General features: G+C 43.8%; 15 protein-coding genes. 4 read left to right on the top strand and 11 right to left on the bottom strand.

Annotated elements, in window-relative coordinates; genetic code table 11:
- The first annotated feature begins 231 nt into the window (after positions 1-231).
- Positions 232-1,776: a response regulator gene (locus NG798_RS09245; RefSeq protein ID WP_261222147.1), complete on the top strand. Its 1,545-nt coding sequence runs from the start codon at positions 232-234 to the stop codon at positions 1,774-1,776.
- 13 nt (positions 1,777-1,789) lie between these two features.
- Here NG798_RS09245 and NG798_RS09240 read toward each other — a convergent pair whose 3' ends face one another.
- From NG798_RS09240 to NG798_RS09220, 5 genes are all read right to left on the bottom strand, one after another.
- The gene (locus tag NG798_RS09240; protein WP_261222145.1) at positions 1,790-3,856 is read right to left on the bottom strand and encodes an adenylate/guanylate cyclase domain-containing protein; all 2,067 of its coding nucleotides are present in this window, start codon (positions 3,854-3,856) and stop codon (positions 1,790-1,792) included.
- Between the two features lie 414 nt (positions 3,857-4,270).
- Complete coding sequence (locus NG798_RS09235; RefSeq protein ID WP_261222144.1) at positions 4,271-5,566, bottom strand: CO2 hydration protein; 1,296 nt, start codon at positions 5,564-5,566, stop codon at positions 4,271-4,273.
- A 72-nt stretch (positions 5,567-5,638) separates the two neighbouring features.
- Positions 5,639-7,135, bottom strand: coding sequence for an NADH-quinone oxidoreductase subunit M (locus NG798_RS09230; protein ID WP_261222143.1), 1,497 nt, complete (start codon positions 7,133-7,135; stop codon positions 5,639-5,641).
- 91 nt (positions 7,136-7,226) lie between these two features.
- Positions 7,227-7,937, bottom strand: coding sequence for a carbonic anhydrase (locus tag NG798_RS09225; RefSeq protein ID WP_261222141.1), 711 nt, complete (start codon positions 7,935-7,937; stop codon positions 7,227-7,229).
- Positions 7,938-8,076: 139 nt separating this feature from the next.
- A complete protein-coding gene (locus tag NG798_RS09220; protein ID WP_261222139.1) occupies positions 8,077-9,936 on the bottom strand; it encodes an NAD(P)H-quinone oxidoreductase subunit F in 1,860 nt (619 codons plus the stop codon).
- Between the two features lie 669 nt (positions 9,937-10,605).
- On the opposite strand from NG798_RS09220, the gene NG798_RS09215 reads away from it, so the two are divergent.
- The gene (locus tag NG798_RS09215; protein WP_261222137.1) at positions 10,606-10,848 is read left to right on the top strand and encodes a hypothetical protein; all 243 of its coding nucleotides are present in this window, start codon (positions 10,606-10,608) and stop codon (positions 10,846-10,848) included.
- A 10-nt stretch (positions 10,849-10,858) separates the two neighbouring features.
- Here the strand turns inward: NG798_RS09215 and NG798_RS09210 are convergent, their stop codons facing one another.
- Positions 10,859-11,857: a phosphoribulokinase gene (locus tag NG798_RS09210; protein WP_261222135.1), complete on the bottom strand. Its 999-nt coding sequence runs from the start codon at positions 11,855-11,857 to the stop codon at positions 10,859-10,861.
- 17 nt (positions 11,858-11,874) lie between these two features.
- Positions 11,875-12,753: an oxaloacetate decarboxylase gene (locus NG798_RS09205; protein ID WP_261222134.1), complete on the bottom strand. Its 879-nt coding sequence runs from the start codon at positions 12,751-12,753 to the stop codon at positions 11,875-11,877.
- A gap of 191 nt (positions 12,754-12,944) precedes the next feature.
- On the opposite strand from NG798_RS09205, the gene NG798_RS09200 reads away from it, so the two are divergent.
- Entirely contained in the window at positions 12,945-14,174 is a 1,230-nt protein-coding gene (locus tag NG798_RS09200) for an LL-diaminopimelate aminotransferase (RefSeq protein WP_261222133.1), read from the top strand.
- A 170-nt stretch (positions 14,175-14,344) separates the two neighbouring features.
- Here the strand turns inward: NG798_RS09200 and NG798_RS09195 are convergent, their stop codons facing one another.
- A complete protein-coding gene (locus NG798_RS09195) occupies positions 14,345-17,407 on the bottom strand; it encodes an SMC family ATPase (protein WP_261222131.1) in 3,063 nt (1,020 codons plus the stop codon).
- 85 nt (positions 17,408-17,492) lie between these two features.
- Complete coding sequence (locus NG798_RS09190) at positions 17,493-18,671, bottom strand: exonuclease SbcCD subunit D (RefSeq protein ID WP_261222129.1); 1,179 nt, start codon at positions 18,669-18,671, stop codon at positions 17,493-17,495.
- Positions 18,672-19,093: 422 nt separating this feature from the next.
- On the opposite strand from NG798_RS09190, the gene NG798_RS09185 reads away from it, so the two are divergent.
- A complete protein-coding gene (locus NG798_RS09185) occupies positions 19,094-19,579 on the top strand; it encodes an orange carotenoid protein N-terminal domain-containing protein (RefSeq protein ID WP_261222128.1) in 486 nt (161 codons plus the stop codon).
- A gap of 48 nt (positions 19,580-19,627) precedes the next feature.
- On the opposite strand, the gene NG798_RS09180 is transcribed toward NG798_RS09185, so the two are convergent.
- Complete coding sequence (locus tag NG798_RS09180) at positions 19,628-20,284, bottom strand: acetoacetate decarboxylase family protein (protein WP_261222127.1); 657 nt, start codon at positions 20,282-20,284, stop codon at positions 19,628-19,630.
- Between the two features lie 96 nt (positions 20,285-20,380).
- On the bottom strand, positions 20,381-22,300 hold the full coding sequence (gene dnaK / locus NG798_RS09175) for a molecular chaperone DnaK (protein WP_261222124.1): 1,920 nt from the start codon (positions 22,298-22,300) through the stop codon (positions 20,381-20,383).
- Positions 22,301-22,496 lie beyond the last annotated feature (196 nt).

Here is a 22,496-nt window from a genome sequence, read left to right as displayed (position 1 = left end):
GTAAAAACTTATAGACATCCATAGCTAGAAAAATCTCTCCACAAAAAAAAATCAAGGCAGATTTAAGCAGAGAAGCGGCAACCGAAATTGTGAATAAAGAGGTATAATCCAAGTTATTGTGCTGAGCGAAGAATAAGACTTTTTTGTTAACTTGCGGCTACGCAAAGGCGGAAGCACTCTAAGGAGCTACCTCAAACATGAATTTCGCCGCTTGGGAGGCATAATCTACCTATGGATTTAAAAACAATTGACATTCTCTTAGTAGAAGATAACCGAGCCGACATCGCCCTCATTCAAGAGCTACTGTCTTGTGCAAAAACGGTGAAGTGTATAGTAGTGGCGGTCAGCCGGTTGGCACAGGCAATCGAGGAATTGAATAATCAGCATTTTGATGTGATTTTACTCGATTTGTCGCTCCCAGATAGTGTGGGTATGGAAACTCTGCTGAAAGTGCAAGAACAAGCGCCGGCAATTCCGATTGTGGTAATGACCGGCTTGGATGATGAAGAATTAGCAGTGGAGGCTGTGTCTTTAGGAGCGCAAGATTATTTATTAAAAACTCAAACAACTGCGGATTTTTTAGTGAGATCAATCCGCTATGCTCTCGAGAGAAAATCTACTTTAGAAGCGCTGAGAGAAAGCCAGGCGCGTTATGAATTGTTGGTAGCTTCCGGTAAAGATTATGGGATTTTTACCTTGGCAGTGGATGGACGAGTGGTGAGTTGGAACACCGGCATTGATAGAATTTTAGGCTACAGCGCTGAAGAAATTATCGGTGTACATTTTAGGTGTTTTTATCTTTTAGAAGAAATCGCGCTTAGTCAACCAGAAAAAGATTTGCAACTAGCTATAAAAGAAGGCCGGTTTGAGGCTGAAGGATGGCGAGTCAGAAAAGATGGTTCGCAGTTTTGGGCGGCGGTGGCAATTTCGGCATTGCGAGATGAAAGCGGACAATTGCGAGGTTTTGCCCAAATGATGCGAGACTTTACTGAGCGTGAGAGAGCCGAGGGAGAAATTCGCAAACTGCATGATGATTTAAAGCGGCGAGCGGCAGACTTGGAAGTGACGAATAAAGAATTAGAGGCGTTTAATTATTCAGTGTCTCACGATTTACGAAATCCCTTGTTAATTATTGATGGCATGACTTGGGTATTGCAGCAAAAATATGGGTCGGTATTGGATGAACAAGGGCTACATTATTTGTCGCGGGTGAGAGCCGCCTCGAAACGCATGGAGCAATTAATTGAAGATTTGCTGCATTTGTCGCGGGTGACGCGCAGCGAAATGCAGCCCGAAAAAGTTGCTTTAAGTGAGATGGTGGAAAAAATTTCCCTTCAGCTACTACAAGCGCACCCAGCCCAAAAAATTGAGCTAATAATTGCTCCGGGAGTAGAGGTTTTTGGGGATGCGCGTTTGTTGCAAATTGTGCTGGAAAACTTGCTTAGTAATGCTTGGAAATATACGGCTAAAAAACCCTGGGCTTTTATTGAATTTGGGGTTTGTTTGGCTGTTGAGGCGGAAAATGTTGGGGAATATGCCCCGGACATTTGCCCGAATCAAAAGGTGTATTTTGTGCGGGATAATGGGGCGGGGTTTTCGATGGCAAAGGCTGAAAAGTTGTTTACTCCTTTTGGCCGGTTACATTCCAAAACCGACTTTGAAGGTACCGGCATTGGTTTGGCGACTGTCCAGCGAATTATTCACAGGCATGGAGGCCGAATTTGGGCTTATAGTGAGGTAGATATAGGGGCAACATTTTATTTTACTTTGGAGTAAAATTTTGGAGCTTTTAATTATCGAAAATTCGGCTTTTTAAAAAATAAGTTGTCATTTCTCCTTTGCCTTTAACTTTAAGCTTATCCCGTTTCTCAAAAACATATTTATCCCCCAATAATTCATAGGTATTTTGGGTTAGCTGAATGCAGCCAGGGATACCTTGAGATTCCATACGGGAGGCGATATTAACTGTATCTCCCCACAAATCATAAATAAATTTTTTGATGCCAATTACACCGGCAACCACCGGCCCGCTGTTGATGCCTATTCTGATAGATAAGGGTTTGCCATCAAGGGTTTTAATCTCAGTAATTGCATCCATCATATCCAGCCCCATTTCAACAATTGCTTCGGCATGATCGCTGCGGAGGTGGGGTAAACCACCAACCACCATATAAGCGTCACCAATGGTTTTGATTTTTTCGAGGTTGTGTTTTTCTGCTAATTCGTCAAAGCGAGAAAAAATTTCATTGAGTAAGCCGACAATTTCTGAGGGTGTACTTTGAGCGCTAAGTTCGGTAAAGCCAACAATGTCGGCAAATAATACCGTTACTTCTGCAAAAGTATCGGCGATAGTTTGGGAACCTTGTTTGAGCCGGTCGGCGATGGGTTCGGGTAAAATATTTAAGAGTAATTTCTCAGATTGTTCTTGCTGAATTTGTAAAGCTTCTAAAGCTTCCGTAAGAGCCTGGGTGCGTTCCTTAACTCTGCTTTCTAATTGTTCATTTAATTGCTGGAGGGCTATTTCTGCGCGCCGGCGGTCGGTAATATCAGTACCAATACAAAGTAACTCCGTGAGATTGTTATCAGCATCAAAAAACGCTTGATTTGCCCAAGAAACCCAGACTCGTTCCCCATTTTTCCGCATATTTTCATTTTCATTTTGCTGATAATATCGGGGATTACTTAAAATATTTTCCAACATAATTTTTAAATTTTTTCCTGCCATATCGAATTCAGGTAGAAGCGTACCAATAGCGCTTTTTCCTAATAGGTCTATCTCGTTATAGCCAAAAAAAGTTTGAGCAAATTCGTTTAAAAAAGTAATGTTTCCCTGCCGGTCTAGTTTCAAAATAATGCTGCCGGCTTTTTCCACTAATTCTCGATATTTTATTTCGCTTTGTCGCAGCGAGTCTTCGGCTGAGGCGCGTTCAGCTACGGTGGCTGCAAGCAACAAGGAAGTAATAGTAATAACTCCCATAAAAGCCTGCAAAAATAAAATTGCTTCAGCGTTATTTTGAGTTTTGGTAATAAACGGGCCGCCACCTTGAGAAGCTCCCCAAATGGCAATACTAGAAACAATAAAAGCACCCAAAACCGTGCCCCGTTGTCCAAATTGAATAGCTGACCAAATAATCAGCGGAAAAGGCAAATATTCTAAGGGATAATGGGAGAGATTGCCTTCGCTTTTTGAACCAAAAACTAACCAACTGACGCTAATCAGAAAAAACAACCAAATCCAAATTTTAATTTGATGAAAAATTGCCTGTTTTCGGCTCAAGGGTTGAGTGTTGAGTTGCGCTGGGCTTTGGGATAAAATTAAAATTAAGGGCGTAAAAATGATGATTCCCATTGCATCTCCCAAAAACCAATTCCAGCGCACTTGCCAATATTCAGACCAGGGAATCAAACCTGAAAGAGCAAGACGCATTGCTCCTAATGTACAACTAATTTGGGTAGAAATTAAAGCGCTGAAAATTACAAATTTGACGACATCTATCAGCCGGTCAAAGGCAGGACGAAACTTGAAATGTCGCAGCAAACTTGCCGCCACAAAGGCTTGTAAACCGGCCCCCAATGCAGCCCCAACCCCAAAAAATAAAGACGGTTTAAGGTCAATTACATCATATAAAAATGCCCCTAACGCAACTCCCGGCCAAAATCGAGAGCCAAACAAAATTAAGGCGGCTTGTGAAATTCCTGCCGGTGGCCACACTGATGAACCTAAAAGTTTTACCCCCGGAATAGAAGTGGCGATTTTTCCTCCGATAACGTAGGCAATTGCTATTAGAGCAACTTTAATTAAATAGCCCCAAATTCCTGAACGGGGAAATCGAAAAAAGCGATTTTTTGGGTTCATATTGATGTGTTATGCTATATCCAATTCACTAAGAAGCATGGGTCAAAAAAATAACGGGGTATTTGAATTAAGGCTTTGTTAGCCTGTTGTAATTAATGGCAAATAGAAAGGTTTTCTTGACAAAACGGCAATAATTGGCTAAGTTTCACTACCCTGAAAGAAAAATACCGGTCAAAGACTTGACTTTAATAGCATAGTTTACTGCCAACGATAACCAAACGACAGGATAAAACTAGAAAACTCTCCCTCCCTACCCTCCTCCTCGTCTACGGGGAAGGGATAATTGTTTCCCCTTGGCTTCCAAGCAAAGGGGGTGAGGGGAAAATTTTGTTGATTTTGAGTAAAACGACACAGACACAAAAAAGGGCCGGTGTTAACGGCCCCCCAGAAGCTAAAATCAATTTTCAAGTCTGCTTAGCGATATTCCTGACTTTGGATATTCCGTAACCGCGCTTCAGGACGCTTAAAACGATCCATTTGCGCCTCAAAAAATCGCCGGTTTGCCATCAAATGTTTAGGGTTAGGATCATCTAACGGATATAACAACGCCGTCCGCAATGCCTGAATTACCGCCGAAGTCACATTATACATCGACCGCTGAAAAGTAATGCCAAGCTGAATCAGCATATCATCCTCACCCCGGCACTTATCCTTGTAGTAATCCAACAAATAAGGCGGCAAGAAATGCAGCATATCCTGCATTAACAATGTCGGTGGAATACCGGCAGTCCCTACCGGAAACACATCCGCATACAAAATACCGTAATGAAAATCTTTTTGCTGATCAGGAACTTGTTTTGCTTGAGCATTATAAGACTTTGTACCCCGGAAAGGTGAAGTGCGATAAAACACCGCTTCCACATAAGGCAATGCCGCTTCATAAAGCCACATAAAAGCCTTTGATTTGGGAATCAATTCATAACACTCGCCATCAATATAAACATGATGGTAAATAGGCCGGCCGGCAATCGCAAAAATGCCATTCACCAAAAAATCCATCGCATCCGGTACACCCTTAAACCCGCCTTCATCATAAATATCCGACATTTCAAAAAACACCGGCGCCATAATTTCCCAGAACAGTCCCAAATTTGCATAATAAGACAATTGCCGGCACTGTTCATAAAACATTTCAGGAAACGCCTTATACAATCCCATCATCAAGGGATTCTTTTTGAAATAAGCCTTAATTGCCCGGTCGCAATTTTGCTTATATTCTTCGGTTTGCAGAAAATCATTAAACCGGCCACCCATGTTCTGATGCCATAACATTGACCGCATACATTCTTCGGCAAATTCCATATTAATGCGGTCATGGAACCAGTGATGAAAAATCCGGGGCATTTTCAGGGTTTCGCCTTTTTCCATAAAGGCTAAAAGTTCCGGGTGTGCAGTGGCCGGCCCCCGCCAAAATCTCAAATCTGCATCATCGCCGGCGTAGTGGTTATGCAGGTCTAAATATTCTTGGGGAAGGAAGTATTTAAAGAAGGGTAAGGGGTCTAAAAATACTCGTTCTGCTATGTAAAGTAAATCCCGCCAGTAGAAGTCCATCGGTACGGCATAGGCTTTATAGATGCCGATAATTTGCATTAGGTTTTCTGGCGTGTCGGGTAACATTGACCCGCCGGCTTCTAAGCGATGGATGACTTCGGCAAATTCGTGCTGGGAGGGTGGGATTTTTGTTGTGGGTTTGATTGGTGTTTGTACCATAGTTTTGTTTGGTGGTTAGGAGGTTTTTTAACCGCAGATTAACGCAGATGAACGCGGATGAATGGGATGGTTTTAGGGTTTGGTGGCGATTTGTTGTTGGGTGGTTATGGGGGGTATGGAGGCGACCATTGCTGTTGTGGTGGGTTCTGTCCACCGGACTAGCCAGGTAGGTTGAATTCCTAGGAAGAAAATTACCGCAGCTAAGATCAGGGCTGGGGTTTTTTCTGCCAAGATGACTTTTGGATAGTATGCCAAAGCATTATCGAGTTTGCCAAAGCAGGTACGGTTGAGCAATATTACGAAGTAAACCGCTGTTAAACCGCTGGCAATGATGCACAAAATTGTCTGGACTGGGAATGCTGAAAATGTGCCTTGAAAAACCATGAATTCGGCGATGAAGCCTACTAAACCAGGGATGCCGGCGCTGGCCATGCCACCGAGAATTAAGAGGGCACTGACGAGGGGTAAACCGCGAATTGGGTTCATTAATCCGTTTAAAACATCGAGTTCGCGGGTGCCAACTTTCTTTTCGATAATGCCAACGAGATAAAACAAAATTGCCAAAATTAAACCGTGACTTACCATTTGAGCAACCGCTGCCAAAACGCTTAAGGAATTTCCCGCAGCAGCAGCAACTAAGATATAGCCCATGTGACCAATAGAACTATAAGCTACCATGCGTTTGATGTCTTTTTGGGCAATGGCTGTTAGGGCACCATAAAGTACAGTGACAACCCCAATAATTGAAAGTCCAGGGGCAATCAAAGCCCAGGTTTCGGGGAATAATTGTAAACCAAATCTTACTAAACCATAGGTTCCGAGTTTGGCAAGAATTCCTCCTAACAAAATTGCCACTGCTGGCGATGCTTCTACATAGGCATCTGGCAACCAAGTATGAAGAGGAATGAGAGGAATTTTGATGCCAAATCCCACCAATAAGAGGGTGATTAAAATTAGCTGAGTTGTTTGGGATAAGTTAGCAGTATTGAGCAATTGGTAGTCAAAACTTGCGGAACCACTTAACCAAGTTAAGCCTAAAAAGCCGACTAAAATTAATAGCCCGGAGACTGCCGTATAAATGAGAAACTTCATCGCGGCATAGGCGCGTTTTTGACCGCCCCAGATGGCAATTAAGAGGTAAATGGGGATGAGTTCGAGTTCGTAAAACAAGACAAACAAAAGTAAATTCTGAGCCATAAATGCGCCGGCAATGGCAGAATTTACGAGCAGAATTAACGGATAGTAAAGACGGGGGCGTTCTACGGCTTCGCCTGTGCCATAAATGGCAATCCAGGTGAGGAAAGCGCTTAAGGCTAAAAGTGGGAAAGATAAACCATCAATTCCGAGTTTATAGCTTAAACCGAGTTGGGGAATCCAGGGTAAATATTCTTGAAATTGGAGGCCGGGGCTGGTGATGTTAAATTGAGTGGCTAACCAAACGGTGATGCCGAGGATGCCGGTGGCAAATACTAAAGTAATTAAACGTAAGAAGGAGGCCGAATGTTTGCCTGGTAAGAATCCAATTGTAATAGCCCCCAAAACGGGCAACCATATTAATGTACTGAGCATAGAGTTGTCCTGTGTTTTTACTGTTTTGCTGTTGTTTTTTTGGGCTTTATCATTGGGCAATCAGCAATGATAAAGCCGGCAACTTAGGGCATTAGCTAATCATAGTAACTGCGCCGTTGTCTAAATCGTAGTAGCCTCCTACTACTTTTAATTTTCCGGCGGTGATTAATTCGGCAATCACCGGCGATGTTTTTAATCGCTCAACTTGAAGAGCAATATTTGCTTTGCAGGTATTTTCGAGGCGGTCGCCGGGTAAGTCTTTGGCGCTGTTTACTGCCGGTTTAATGGCATCTAAAATACTGGCAATTTGACCCGGAACTTGAGCGCCTTTGATGGTTGCTTCTACAGCGCCGCAGCGTTTGTGTCCAATTACCATTAGGACTTTTGCGCCTAAAACAAGGGTGCCAAATTCTAGGCTGCCAATTTCTTCGGGTGTGGCAACATTACCGGCAACTCGGCATACAAATAAATCGCCTAAACCTTGGTCGAAAATAATTTCTGAGGGAAAACGAGAATCAGCACAACCAAGAACGGCGGCATAGGGTTTTTGGCCTTTGGCTACTTGTTCAAGACGTGCATAATCTTGGTTGGGGTTTTGCCGCTTGCGTTCAACAAAACGTTTATTGCCGTCTAATAGTTTTTGCAGTGCTTGATCGGGAGTAATATCATTGTCGGCGATTGCCGGTTCTGGTGTGGTTAAATTTGAGCCGATTACTGATGTTACGACGGCACCAGATACGGCACCGGCACCCAATTTAATTAAGTTCCGTCTTGAGAATGCGCCTTGATAGTTTGTGGTCATGGTTTTTTCCTTTTCACAGCAAATAAGAGAAACAAAGAGACATCTTTTTATGGGGGTGGAGAGATGTTTCCTATTTTTTTTGCAGGGGGGTAAAACCTCTGCAAAAATACCCCCGCCCTTAACTATCTCAGGAGTTGGATCAACTGCCAACTATTAGAGAAAGATGGGATAGGAAGGGCCAGCTTACAACCAGTCCTAGTAAAGCAATTCCGCTCAAAATTGTCAGGGCATAAAATTGGGTTTGGCCGGAGACGTTGTATTTGAGGCTTTGACCGCTGAATACGGTAAAAATGCCTACGAAATTGACGAGACCATCGACTATATAGCGGTCAATCCAGTAAACAATTTGGGAGATTAAACCAACGGCAAAGACTACGGTAATTCGGTAAAGTTGGGCGGTATAAAGATCGTAGGCAAAAAAGTCTTGGATGGGCTTGTTAAATTGCACGGGTTTGGGCCAGCGGTCGTTTAAGTAAATGCGGGCACCAAGGTAATAACCGGCCCCGGTGGAGGCGATTAATAAACCGGCAATGGCTATATCGAAATTTGCCCAATTCGGTAATAAGTTCCAGGTGAGGAGTAAGAGGGGAACGTGGAGAACAATGCCGGCCAGGATGGTCATGGGTAAGACAAAGGGCCAGTTCAGTTCGGGTGAGCGAGCGGTCATGGTTTGGGTTTTGCCACCAAAAATTAAGCCAAATACACGGGTGAGGCTAAAGGTGGTTAAGGCGTTGACGGTGAGCAAGACTCCGACTAACCAAGGTTGGGTTTTCCAGAGGTGATCACCCAGTTGCAATAAGGCCCAAAAACTGCCAAAGGGCGGGGCGGCAATCATGCCCAGGGCTCCGACAATAAAGCAGAGTCCTGAAATAGGCCGGCGTGTCCAAAGTCCGCCGAGTTGGGTGAGATCCTGGGTGATGTTGTTCCAGACAATGCCGCCGGTGGCCATGACTAAGGTGGCCATTGCTACGGCGTAGGTGAAGAGTAAAACGAGGGCTGTGTTGTCTTGACCTGCCCCTACGGCGATGAAGACCAGGCCCATGTAGGCGCTGACTGAGTAGGAAAGGGCGCGTTTGATATCAATTTGGGCGATAACAATTAAGGAGGCACCGATGGCGGTGAGGGCTCCGATAAAAATTGTGAAGGCGGAGGCGACGGGGGAAAGGGCTAAGACCGGCTGGAGTTTGATCAGTACCCAGGCGCCGGTGGAGACAACGACGGTGTTACGCAGGACGGTGGCTGGCAAGGGCCCTTCCATTGCTTCGTCTAACCACAGGTGCAGAGGAAATTGAGCACATTTACCCATTGGGCCGGCAATTAAGGCTAAGCTTAGTAGGGTGGCTACGCGGGGGTCAATTTTGGCGGTGCTTGCCCATTGAGCGAGTTCGGTGTAGTTCCAGGTGCCGGCTAAAGGCAGGAGGGCAACGACTCCCATTAATAAGAATAGGTCTCCGACGCGCTTGGTAAGGAAGGCGTCGCGGGCACCGGTGACGACAAGTGATTGGTTAAACCACAACCCGATCAGTAAATAGGTGCCGAGGGTGAGAATTTCTAGGATTACATAACTGAAAAATAAGGAGTTACACAAAGCTAAAGCGGACATCCCAGCCTCGAATAATCCGACAAGGGCGTAAAACCGCGCCCATCCCCAGTCCATCTCCATATACCCGATGCCGTAGATTTGGGCCATGAGGTTGAGGCCGGTGACGAGCAGCATTGCGCCAATGCTGACGGCGGATAGTTCTAAGTCGATGCTGAGGTTGAGGCCGGCGGCGTTGAGCCAGGTATAAGATAGTTGTTGTGCTGGTTGGTTCCAGATGGCTTGGAGGGCAAATAAGCTATGAAAAAAGCCGAAAAAGGTCATTATAGCGTTGACATAGCCTGCTGGTCTTGGGCCGGTGCGCCGGATGATTCCGGGCGACCAAACACCTCCTACTACTGCTCCTATTAGCGCGTAGCAGGGGACGAGCCAAACAGTTTGTAACAAATATTGTGCCATTGGCAATTCCTCGTCTTGAGAAGTTTTTTTGTTGGCAAGCAAGCAGAAACCAAGCCTCTAGGGATTCCTAGATGCTTCTCTATGGGTGATTAATATTTTTTTAAGCTTGTCTCTATAGATTACCGGAAAGGGTTTCAAATTTGTGGCGCGGATCTAAAAAATTACACGATGAATATTGTAATTTTTGCTTATAAATGGTTGGGGCTAGCGCGCATCTTACTTTTTTAAAGGGGGGTTTATTGGTTCAAACCCTTGCCGGGCTTGCGGTTTTGGCTTTTGAACGAACAAGTTATTTTTCTGAGGCGGCTTCGGAGTTTTTGATCCTATAGGAATGCTCAATCGTAACTATTGATACTTATTTATGTATGAACAAATTATGCTTAAAAAGGTTAAAAAGTCAAGAATTTGTGGGAAAAAGAATTAGATAATTAATGTAGGGTTGGTTTTTCTGGTGTTTCCTGGGTGCCGGTTGGCTAAGTCTGGATTTTTGCTGTTGGGGATAAAAAAATCTGTATTATGATTAGGAAAACCTGTCTTAAATTAAGAAAAGTAGACACAGCCAAAAAGGGGGTCTAACCCTTGGATCAAAGAAAGGACTCCCAGCCCTACAATTATTTAGGGTTCGTCTGGCCGGTTTTATGCCAATTTTCTTGAGGTGTGGAGGAAATCGTGCTTAAATTGTTTTTTCAAAAAAAGTCTCAGTTAACCGGCAAACTGTCAAACTCATCTTCTGCTGACCGGCATTTAAGGATACCTGGGCAGTACAATCTCCGAGGAGGTAGCAGTTTGCTGGAACGGCTGGTTTTCGGTGTGGCTGTGATGTTTTTATTGGTGTCTGTTATCAATTTGACGATTATTAATTACCGGCCTTTGTCTGAACAAAAGCCGGTAGAGGAAATGATAAGTGATTAGAAAGAATTTTTTAATTGCTGGTTTCTTCTAAGATATGGTTGACTTGTTCTAAGAATCGCCAAGTGATTAAAAGTTGGGCGAATTCTGTGGCAGAAACTTGGCTTTTTTCGCGTTTTGTGATGGCTTGTTCAATGGGGATGCCGGTGTAGTCTACGATGTGGTTTTCTAGTTCGGAAATTGTTTCTTGAGAAAGGATTCCGTCAATGTGTAATATCATTACGTTTCGTCCCCAATAGGTGCAGGGAACGGCTGCCAACATAAAGGGAGGTTGGTGGGATTCTAGCATGGCGGCTAAGTCAAAAGGCAGGGGTAGCGTTGGCAGGGGAACTGCGGCGGGGACAACGATTAATTCTACTTTGTAATAGCCTTCTGGAATGTGGGCAGTAAATTCGTGGCGGGAGTATTCTTTGAGTTGGCTTTGAGAGATTTTGATGACGACATCGGCGCCGGTTTTTTGGAAGTCTAACCAACGTTTAAAGGCGGCTTCTCTTTTGAGCATTTCTTCTTTGAGGTTTTCGGCACGATGACCGCGTTTTTTGACGTCTCGCTCAAATTTCCATTGCCATTTTACATCGTGGTCTGGGTCTACATAAATGCTAAAGTCTAAAAGGGGTAAAAATTCGGGATAAAGGGCGTGTAACCCTTCGACGATGATGATCGGTTTGGGGGGAAATGGTAGGGGGGGGTCAAAGTTGCCGGTGGCGTGGTTATAGATGGGTATTTCGACGGTTTTGCCTTGTTTAAGTTGGGTGAGATGTTGTTGGAGTAAGTCTAGGTTGTTGGCTTCGGGATCGAGGGGGAGGCGATTGCTAATTTTGCGTTGTTCGCGGTTTTCTTTGTGGTAGCCATCCATTGCAATTGTGTCTACAATGTCGCTACCAATAAGCCGGCGTATTCCGTCGCTGTAGGTGGTTTTTCCGCTGCCGCTGTCACCGGCTACTCCAATGATGATGGGGGTTTTAAGTTTTTGCAGTTGGGTTCGGAGGGTGATGCAAATGGGGGTTTTCATTGTTTGGTTTTGGTTGTTTATGGTTGGTTATTTTCAAAGGAGAATTGTTGTTCAAGTTGGCGATATTTGGGGAGGTCGATTATTTCCTCAAATTGTTGGAAGTTTACGAGGTTATTTAGGCCGGTGGTGGTGCCGTTTTGTTTGAGGTGATGAAAGCAGGTTTGCATGGCGTGGGTGGCGGCGAAGAGGCCGGCAAGGGGAAATACTACTATTTTATAGCCTAAGTTTTGCAGTTCTGCGGGGGTGAGTAGGGGGGTTTTTCCGCCTTCAATCATGTTTGCAAAGAGGGGGATATTGGGGAGGGATTGGGCGATGATTTTAAGGTCTTCTATGGTTTGCGGGGCTTCGATAAATATGATGTCTGCACCGGCTTCATAATAAGCGCGTCCGCGTTTAATTGCTTCGTCTAATCCGAGGGGTGCACGGGCATCTGTACGGGCAATAATTACGAGGTTGCTGTTAGCTTTAGCGTGGACAGCGGCTTTAATTTTTTGGATGTGTTCAGCAGCAGAAATGACGCGCTTGTTTTCCATGTGTCCGCATTTTTTCGGCCATTCTTGGTCTTCTAAAATGATGCCAGAAATGCCTAATTGTACGGCTTCGGTAACGGTGCGAATGACGTTGAGGGGGTTGCCGTAGCCGGTGTCTAAATCGGCGACGAGGGGGATGTTTATTGCTTGGACGATTCTGCCGACGGTGTAGAGGGTTTCTGTGCCGGTGAGAAGGCCGTAATCTGGTTTTCCAAGGGTGGAGGCGGAGATGCCAAATCCGCTGGTAAATACGGCTTCAAAACCGGCTTTTTCTGCAAGTTTGGCACTGATACAATCGTAGATGCCGGGAACTACTAAGATTTCGGGTTTTTGGATGATTTGACGGAGTTTTTCAGCTTGAGACATAGAGGTTTTTAGGGGTTTGTGTCTTTTTTATTTTTACCTTAGTTTGCCTCAGAAAGTTCTTTGACAAAGTGCTTGACAAAATTGCCTTTGTCTGCGGTTGAGGTGGGTTTTTGCGATTTTGGTAAAAATTTAGGTTTTTTGTGAGCAACGTTTTGAGGTAAGCTATTTTAAGCTGTTTCAATTAATTAATCATGGCAACAATTAACAATAACTACCTAAAGCTGAAAGCTGGCTACCTTTTTCCTGAAATTGCACGGCGTGTGAATGCGTTTGCGGCGGCAAATCCTGATGCAAAAATTATTCGTTTGGGGATTGGGGATGTGACGGAACCGCTTCCAGAAGCTTGTCGCAAGGCGATGATAAAGGCGGTGGAAGATATGGGGGAACGGGGAAGTTTTAAAGGGTATGGCCCGGAACAGGGTTATGGTTGGTTACGAGAGACAATTGCGAGGCATGATTTTCAATCTCGCGGATGTGATATTGATGCGGATGAAATTTTTATTTCGGATGGGTCAAAATGCGACACCGGCAATATTTTGGATATTTTTGGTGATGATAACAAAATTGCGGTAACTGACCCTGTTTATCCTGTTTATGTGGATACAAATGTGATGGCGGGACACACCGGCCCTGCGAATGAAAAGGGAGAATTTGAGGGGTTAGTTTATTTGCCGGTGACGGCGGAAAATAATTTTACTGCTGAGGTGCCGGCGGAGAAAGTAGATTTAATTTATCTATGTTTTCCGAATAATCCTACGGGGGCTGTGGCGAGTAAGGAAAACTTGACGCAGTGGGTGAATTATGCAAAGCAAAATAACGCGATTATTTTGTTTGATGCGGCCTATGAGGCTTATATTACTGAGGATAATATTCCCCATTCTATTTATGAGATAGAAGGGGCAAAAGATTGTGCTATTGAGTTTCGTTCGTTCTCAAAAACAGCCGGTTTTACGGGTACTCGTTGTGCGTTTACTGTGGTGCCAAAAAACTTGAAGGCAAAGGCGGCGGATAATTCGGATGTGGAGTTATGGAAGTTGTGGAACCGCCGGCAGTCTACTAAGTTTAATGGGGTTTCGTATATTGTGCAGCGGGGCGCTGAGGCGGTGTATTCTGAGGAAGGGCAAGCGCAGGTTAAGGCGTTGATTAGTTTTTATTTGGAAAATGCTGCGATTATTCGGGAGAAATTAACTGCTGCCGGTTTGGCGGTTTATGGTGGTGTTAATGCGCCTTATGTGTGGGTAAAAACGCCGGATAATTTATCGAGTTGGGACTTTTTTGATAAGTTGTTGCAGAATTCAAATGTTGTGGGTACTCCGGGGTCTGGTTTTGGTGCTGCCGGTGAGGGCTATTTTCGGATTTCTGCGTTTAATAGTCGGGAAAATGTTGTGGAGGCTATGCGGAGAATTACGGGGGTAAATTAAGGTTTTTTTGTAACACAGAGGCGACTGTCCTCTGTGTTTTTTCAGTGAGTTTTTGGGTAAAAAGGGAGAAACCGGTGAGTTAAATGGGAGGCTGAAGGTTTACTTTTAAAGGGTGATCTTTGGGGGGCTTTGTTTATTTTTGAAAAGTTAGAAAAAATGAGAAAAGATTCTTACTGCACCTCGATTTTGATATGAGAACCTTGGGGAGTTTTGTTAACTTTAATTTGCGCCGGCAATCTTTCTGCTAATGGGCGAATATGGGTAATGACTCCAATTAAGCGAGATTGCTGTCTTAATGACTCTAAAATTTGCGTTACGCTTTCCAATGTTTCAGCATCTAAAGTGCCAAAGCCTTCGTCTAAAAATAGGCTACCTAATTGTGATCCTTGGGCTAATTTTTCTGAGAGTGCGAGTGCCATTGAGAGAGAGGTGGCAAAGGTTTCTCCGCCAGAAAGTGTCCGCACACGGCGTAATTCTCCCCCATTCCAGTTGTCTTGCACCCAATATTCTCCCTCTTGGGTTTTTAAAGCGTAGCGTTGTTCGGTTAATTCTTCTAGCAAGATTGTTGCTCGTTTTACTAATTCGTCTTCTAAGTGTTCTAAAATGTAGGCTTGAAATTCATTAGATTTTAGGTTTTGTGCCAAAGTATGATAAGTTTCTTCTCTTTCTTGTAAGCTAGTTTGCTGCTCTATGAGTCTTTCTGTTTGCTGTTGTTTTTGTTGAGCAATTTGCAAAAATGCTGTGATTTCTGCAATTTGTTTTTGGGTTTGCTGCACTTGTTCTTCGGCGTTGCGTTTGGCGGTTTTATGCTGTTGGATGCGTTGATTTAATTCAGCTAGGCTTGTTTGTTTTGCCTTTTCTTCTCCGATGGTTTCTGTTAAATCGGTGATTTTGGTTTCTAGTTTGATTTTGGCTTCGCGGTGTTGCTGAATTAGTCTTTCCCATTCGGCTTGTTTTTTGATGTCTTCGACTGCAAATATAAAGGTTTCTTCGGTGAAGTTGACGCTGGTTAGTTTGGCTTGCCAACCGGCCTCTAATTGCTGAATTTTGGCTGTGGCTTGTTCGAGGTTGCCGGTGGCTTGTTTGGCTCTTTCTTCCATCAAAATTGCCTGATTATGGGCGCTTTGATAGGCATTTTCCGCCTCTTTTAGTTGGGTAGCTAATTTTTGTTTATCTTGCTGCAAGGTTTGTAATAAAGTTTGATAGGGTTGATTATTCGTTATTTCAAATAGTTTAGCTTCACAACTTTTTAATTGCTGTTGCCGGTGTTCTAATTCTGCAAGGCTTTGTTGATATTCTGTCTGAATTTTGGCAAGGGTTTCTTGGCTATATTGTAAGGCTTGTTGAGCTACTTGCAATTGGGTTGAGGCTTTTTCCAATTGTTGCTGTGTATCCCGGTAGGCTTTATCGCTGGTTTGCAAGCTTTGTAATTCTTGTTTAAGTGTCAAAGGCAGCCAGTTTTCTTCGCCTAAAATGGTATTAATTTCTAATTGGACGGCGTTTAATCTTTGCTGAGTTGCTGTTAGGTTTTGGCTTAATTGTTGGGATAGGCTTTTTAGTGCTTCTAGTGTGCTTTCTGCTTTTGTTGTTTCAATTTGGCAATTTTGAAAGGCTTTTTGTGCTGTATTGAGTTGTGCTCGCACCGGCACTAAATCTAGCACACTGGATGCCGGTAACTCTGGCAAACGCTCGTTTTCTGGATGTATCCCCCCGCACACAGGGCAAAGGTCGCCTGCCTGCAACTGCACTCGCAATGCGGCTGCATGATTGAGTTTTGCGGCTTCTGCATTTGCTTTTTCGCCGGCTTCTAAAGCTTCCCGTGCTTGTTGCAATGAGGCTTCTAAATCTCGCAATTTTAACTGCAATTGCTGATAGTTTTGTGCGCCGGCTTCTTTATCTTTGTTGGCTTTTATAAGTTGATTTTGTTCATTTTTTACCTGGCTATCAATTTCCTGCAATTGAATCAAAAGAGGAGCAATTTTTTCTAAGCTTTTTAATCGCTCACCACCGGCTTTATATTGCTCAAGACTTGCCGTTGCTTCGCTGACTTGCCGGTGTGCTACTTTTACCTTATTTTCGGCAGTTGTTAACTCTGTTTGGGCGCTTTCTAGTTGCCGGCTTTTTTCCCGCAGTGTTTTCTCGGCATTAATTACTTCTTTGCCATATTGTGCGCGTTGCTCTTCATAAATTTTTGCTCCAGCAAGGGCTTCTTCGCGTGCTTTGAGTTGGGGTGCCAGCACTTCATTTTCTTTTCTGACTTTTTCTAATTGTTGCTGCTCTGTGTTGAGATTTGCTCGCGCTATATTCAGGGAAATTGTAGCATTTTTAACCCCGGTTTCTGCTGTTTCAAAACTACTGCGTGCTTCTCTTACTAATGCCCAATCTGCTTGGAGGTTATTAGCAGCAATTAATTTTTCTAACCGCGCTTGCAATACGGCGATTTCTGAATTGTTGGCATTAAGGTTTTCTAAGTCTTTTTTTAATTGGATAAGTCTGGAGAGTTGAGTTAATAAATTTTCTTCTTCATCTAAGGTTTTTTGGGCTGTGACGACTGCTTGATTAAGGGTGGGTAATTGTTGTTGATATGCAGCAAGTTGGGTACTTTTTTCTTCAATTTCTAGGGGTGCCGGTGCATCAATTTCCATTAATTGACGTTCTACCATTTCCCGCTCTTGTTTAAAGAGTTTCGTCATTTCACCGGCTTGTTTTCGCATCCGCTCAAAAATCTCAAAACCTGCCAATTGTCGCAAAATTTCTCGGCGTTTGGCGGTGTCTCCTTTGAGGAATTCGTCAAATTTTCCTTGGGGTAAAACTATAACTCTCGTGAATGTGTCAAAGTCCATTCCGATGATTTCTTCGAGGGTTTTTTGAACTGCTGTGATGCTGGTTCCTAAGTTTTCCCAGTTGTTGTTTTGCCATGTTTCTAATAAGACTTTATTTTCGGGGGTGCCGGTGCGGAGACGACAGCGGCGCGTGATGCGATATTGGTTGTTTGCTACTGAAAAATGTAGTTGTACTTTTAAGTTGTTTGCGCCTTGGCTAACAAAGTCTGATATTTGTTTGCCGGTGCGGGTTGTGGTGCCATAAAGTGCATACGTCATAGCATCTAAAAGGGAGGATTTGCCGGCTCCTGTGGCGCCGGTTATTGCAAATAAGTCTAAGTCGGTAAAGTTGATTTTGATTTCTTGGCGGAAGCTGGTAAATCCTTCTAAGTTTAGTTCAATTGGGCGCATAAGTTTGAGAGTTTAGGTAGTATTTTTTAACCGCAGATGTAAAGCAGGCAAGATGCCTGCTCCACAGATGAATGGGATGGATTGATTATGTAAAAGATGTTTCTTTTTGTTGGTTATAGAGGTTTTGGAATTCTGTTAATACTGCTGGCGGTGGGGTTGTGTTTAGGCGGTTTTTGTAGTAGTTTTTAAATTCTTCTAGGGGTTCAAAGTTATCGGGGTTTATTGTTGCCGGTGTCGGTGTTTCTGGTAGTTGCATTTCGGGGTAATATGGCTCAACTACCAGCGTTTGCGGGCAAATTTCTCTAACTTTATCTGCTAATCCCATTTCGGGGCTTTCCATTTCCACAATAACCTTTAAAAAGCCGGCATGATATTGATTGGCTTCTAGGGTTTCTTCTAAGTTGGCTTTTTTGCACCTTATTACTTTTAAAGGTTTCTGAGCCATCAAAGGTTTAAACTCAACTTTTGCCTTTTCTCCGGGTTCTGCTGTTATCAAACAATAGCCCTTTTGTTGTTCCGCTTCCCCAAAATCTAATTGAATTAATGAACCCGAATAATAAGCCGGATATTTTTTTCCGATTTGCTGATGAATGTGAATATGCCCCAAGGCGATATACTGAGCAGATTGGGGGAAACTTTCTTTGTCTACTAAATACTTATCTCGCGTATAATAACTTACTTCTGATTTGGCGGCTCTGGCTCCATCTAGGCTACAGTGTGCCATCAAAATATTAACTGTATTGTCTCTAAATTCTCTGCTTAAATCTTCAAACAAAAATCCCACTACTTCCCGATAATTTGAGCGTCTTTCTGTTTCATCTTGATGCCACAAAGCATCTGCATCTAAAAGCCTTTGTTCTGAAGCAAACGGCATCGCCCCTACGCAAAGTTTTCCGCTTTTTGTATTGAGAGTAATTGTGCCCCCATCCGCAGAGCAACGGGGTTTTCCTAGCGCCCGCACCCCCGCGAGGGATAGCAATTGAGCGAGGCTATCTATTCTCGCATGGCTGTCATGGTTGCCGGCAATGGCGACAGCAGGAATACCGGCTTCTTGTAACCCACAAAAAAATTGATAGGCGTGTTTTTCTGCATACGCTGGCGGGTTAGCCACATCAAAAATATCGCCGGCAATTAATACCGCATCCACATTTTCTGCTATCGCTTGTTTTAACAGTTGTTGCAGCGCCGCCGCTATTTCTGGGGTGCGATCTATCCCCCGCAAACGTCGCCCTAAATGCCAGTCCGCTGTGTGTATAATTCGCATAAAGTCAGGAGGCAAACAACATCAGCCGCCACAATGCCGGCTTTCAATAGTATATCACCCTTGCCGATTTATTCAACCCTTCCTACACCGGCCCCAGAAAAATCTTCAATCCTACTAAAAAAAGTAGAGTAGCGGTCATTTTTATAAAATCAACCATTATCTATTAATTAGAATTCATATTTTAAATCCAAACTCTGCAATTACGAGCATACTTAAAATGTCATTTTTGCCTCTTCCTATAGTTAGAAATTGCTTAAATATTTTACCCCCTAATTTGACCGACTTCTAGCATTGAGCATTTCTACCTGTAGCAAGATACACCATTCCTTAATAATCCGTTACCTTGCTAATAAGCAAAAAAATTCACGTTTTCCCTCAAGCGAGGAAACGAGACAGCTATTCATTACTAATTGGAGAAATACATGACAGTTACACCAACCCCCACCGGCGCTTATGATCGCGGCAAACAAGCTTTAAACAACTTAAATATAGACGATCAGCTTGGTTTGTTGTGGTTTGTTTACACAAAATTAGGTAAATCAATCACACCGGCAGCCCCAGGCGCTTCTGGTTCCGAAATTGCTCAAGGCTTGTTTAATCAAGTAAAAGACTTGTCTCACGAAAAACAACTGCAAGCCATGCGTGATATTGCCGGAAAAAAAAGCACAGAATTGAGCCGAATGTATGGTTCAATGAGCCCTGAAACCAAACTTGCATTCTGGTATTTTCTCGCTCAAGGCATGGAAAATGGCACAATTATTCCCATGCCCGAAGATTACAAATTGCCCGAACAAGGACAAACGTTATTAGGGCAAATTGAATCAATGGATTTTCAACAACAAATCGATTTTTTGCGCGGTTGTGTATTACCAATGGGAGCAGAAGCGGCATCCGGTTCTAGCATTTAATTTCACCTAAAATAAAAAACCCGGTTCTAAAAAAACCGGGTTTTTGCTTTAATAACTATATGCAACTTTCTTTTCCCCAATCATCTCTGGAACCCCAGCAACCAACCGTAACTCATCACAATAAACCGTCAAAGTAGGCTGATTTAAACCCAAGCCAAAAAACTCACTTTCCGCTGGAATTTCCACCTGAGCATCAACCAACCCCAAACGGCTACCAAAATCACCTTTAAACATCAAAAAATTACTATCCCAACAAGAAATAACCGGCCCACTAAAAGGCAACTGTATCCCCGCCGGCACCGGCAAAAACGACTTTTTCCAAACCAACGAACAAAGCTGCTTATCGCCTTTTTGAACACTCACAGAATTCTCATTCCAACTAAACTCAGCCAACTGTTTTGGTAAACCCCAAATTTCACGACCCCCCGCCATAGAATCCGCATTATCTACATAAATATGAGAAATCCAAGCCCCCCAATGACCGGCATAACTCACCAAACCAGAAACCACAATTAACTCATTATATTGCAAGACAGAACCGGCCCCATAAGAAGCCACATAAACCCCGCCTAAAGTCTTACCCGGCCAAACCGAAACTATCTCTAACTCAGCAGGAATTAAAGAGCGGACTTTAGCAACATCAACCATTTGCACAGTTTGAACCGCATAACCTTTAAGCGTCCAAGGAGCATTAGGATAAACCATTATAAAAACCTCCAATCTTTCTAAAAAGCTAACAAAAAAAGCTGGGGATTGCCCAGCCTCTTTTATCTATTAACTAATCATTTGATCAATGACAAATTAACTTTGCGTGAATTCAGCATCAATCACATCATCACCGCCAGAGCTAGTACCACCACCGGTACCACCATTAGGAGGGCCATCAGTCGGGCCACCGGCACCCGGAGTGCCACCACCGGCCTGCTGATAGATATTGCTACCAATCGTATAAAGCGTTTGTTGCAACTCAGTCATCTGCGACTTAATGCGATCAAAATCATCCTTACTGATGGCTTCGCGCAAATCTTTCACCAAACCTTCAACCTTCGCTTTATCAGTGGGAGAAACCTTATCTTCCAGATCCTTCATTTGCTTCTCAGCTTGATAAGAAAGCGAGTCTGCTTGGTTTTTCAGATCGATTCTTTCGCGGCGTTCCTTATCAGCATTAGCATTCTTTTCAGCTTCCTTCACCATCTTCTCAACTTCACTCTTATCAAGCGTAGAAGCGCCGGTGATGCTGATAGATTGCTCTTTACCAGTACCCTTATCTTTGGCCATCACGTTTAAAATACCGTTGGCGTCGATATCAAACGTCACCTCAATTTGAGGAACACCACGAGGGGCCGGTGGAATACCATCTAAACGGAATTGACCCAAACTCTTGTTGTCCGAAGACATTTCCCGTTCACCTTGGAGAACGTGAATTTCCACATTAGTTTGACCATCAACCGCCGTCGAAAACACTTCCGATTTCTTAGTAGGAATTGTGGTGTTACGAGGAATAATCTTCGTCATCACACCGCCCAAAGTTTCCACACCCAGAGAAAGCGGAGTAACGTCTAAAAGCAGAATATCCTTAACTTCACCGGCCAGCACACCCGCTTGAATAGCAGCACCAACAGCCACCACTTCATCAGGGTTAACCGTTTGGTTAGGATCTTTGCCCAAAACCCGTTTAACCAATTCCAAAACCGCAGGAATTCGAGTCGAACCACCCACCATCACCACTTCATCAATGGCGCTTTTATCGAGTTTAGAATCGCGGATCGCAGCTTCCACCGGCACACGGCAACGGTCGATCAAATCCGAGCACAATTCCTCAAATTTCGCCCGTGTTAAAGTCGTATCCAAATGTTTCGGGCCGTCTTGAGTTGCAGTGATGAAAGGCAAGTTAATTTCTGCTTGAGTCACGCTAGACAACTCAATTTTTGCCTTTTCTGCGGCTTCCGTTAAACGCTGCAAAGCTTGACGGTCTTTCCGCAAATCAATTCCCTCATCTTTTTGGAATTGAGCAGCCAAGAAATCCACAATTTTCTTATCGAAATCATCCCCACCCAGGTGAGTATCGCCAGAAGTTGCCAGCACTTCAAAAACGCCGTCGCCAACTTCAAGGATCGAAACGTCAAACGTACCACCACCCAAGTCAAAAACCAGGATCGTTTCGTTGCTCTTTTTATCTAAACCATAAGCCAGAGAAGCGGCGGTCGGTTCGTTAATAATCCGCAGCACTTCAAGACCGGCAATTTTACCCGCGTCTTTGGTTGCTTGACGCTGAGAGTCATTAAAGTAAGCCGGAACTGTAATCACAGCTTGCGTTACTTTTTCGCCTAAATATTTACTCGCATCATCTACCAATTTGCGAAGCACTTGGGCGGAAATTTCTTCGGGGGCAAATTGTTTGCCGGCAATCGGGCAATCAATTTTCACATTGCCGTTTCCTTCCCGAACAACTCTATAAGAAACTTCTGTAGATTCGTGGGTAACTTCATCAAACCGGCGCCCGATAAAACGCTTCACTGAATAGAAAGTGTTTTCGGGGTTCATTACTGCTTGACGTTTAGCAATTTGGCCTACTAAACGGTCGCCTGTTTTCGTAAAAGCAACAACAGAAGGCGTGGTGCGGAAACCTTCAGCGTTAGCAATAACGGTGGGTTTACCACCTTCCATAACGGCGACGCAAGAGTTAGTCGTTCCTAAATCAATTCCAACAACTTTTCCCATAAGGGTGCTTTAGCTCCAATGACTACAAAAACTTTGGTCTGTATTTGCCTGTTTTTAGGCATACTTTATAGCGTGCAATTTAAACCGGCGATGGTTTAATAACGCGCCAATCCAGCCTCAGTATTTAAAATAAATCTCGTATTTCTATACTGGGGTTTAGGGGTTGGATGATGAAGGGGTATTTACCGTACTTTTG

It is taken from the genome of Ancylothrix sp. D3o (genome assembly GCF_025370775.1).
GTDB lineage: Bacteria > Cyanobacteriota > Cyanobacteriia > Cyanobacteriales > Oscillatoriaceae > Ancylothrix.
The sequence above is the reverse complement of the archived record's forward strand: the minus strand, read 5'-3'. Positions and strand labels throughout refer to the sequence as shown.

Bases quoted from the DNA above. Each gene is read 5' to 3' on its own strand.
- NG798_RS09245 (WP_261222147.1), top strand. From the start codon at position 232: ATGGATTTAAAAACAATTGACATTCTCTTAGTAGAAGATAACCGAGCC.
- NG798_RS09240 (WP_261222145.1), bottom strand. From the start codon at position 3,856: ATGAACCCAAAAAATCGCTTTTTTCGATTTCCCCGTTCAGGAATTTGG.
- NG798_RS09235 (WP_261222144.1), bottom strand. From the start codon at position 5,566: ATGGTACAAACACCAATCAAACCCACAACAAAAATCCCACCCTCCCAG.
- NG798_RS09230 (WP_261222143.1), bottom strand. From the start codon at position 7,135: ATGCTCAGTACATTAATATGGTTGCCCGTTTTGGGGGCTATTACAATT.
- NG798_RS09225 (WP_261222141.1), bottom strand. From the start codon at position 7,937: ATGACCACAAACTATCAAGGCGCATTCTCAAGACGGAACTTAATTAAA.
- NG798_RS09220 (WP_261222139.1), bottom strand. From the start codon at position 9,936: ATGGCACAATATTTGTTACAAACTGTTTGGCTCGTCCCCTGCTACGCG.
- NG798_RS09210 (WP_261222135.1), bottom strand. From the start codon at position 11,857: ATGAAAACCCCCATTTGCATCACCCTCCGAACCCAACTGCAAAAACTT.
- NG798_RS09205 (WP_261222134.1), bottom strand. From the start codon at position 12,753: ATGTCTCAAGCTGAAAAACTCCGTCAAATCATCCAAAAACCCGAAATC.
- NG798_RS09200 (WP_261222133.1), top strand. From the start codon at position 12,945: ATGGCAACAATTAACAATAACTACCTAAAGCTGAAAGCTGGCTACCTT.
- NG798_RS09195 (WP_261222131.1), bottom strand. From the start codon at position 17,407: ATGCGCCCAATTGAACTAAACTTAGAAGGATTTACCAGCTTCCGCCAA.
- NG798_RS09190 (WP_261222129.1), bottom strand. From the start codon at position 18,671: ATGCGAATTATACACACAGCGGACTGGCATTTAGGGCGACGTTTGCGG.
- NG798_RS09185 (WP_261222128.1), top strand. From the start codon at position 19,094: ATGACAGTTACACCAACCCCCACCGGCGCTTATGATCGCGGCAAACAA.
- NG798_RS09180 (WP_261222127.1), bottom strand. From the start codon at position 20,284: ATGGTTTATCCTAATGCTCCTTGGACGCTTAAAGGTTATGCGGTTCAA.
- dnaK (WP_261222124.1), bottom strand. From the start codon at position 22,300: ATGGGAAAAGTTGTTGGAATTGATTTAGGAACGACTAACTCTTGCGTC.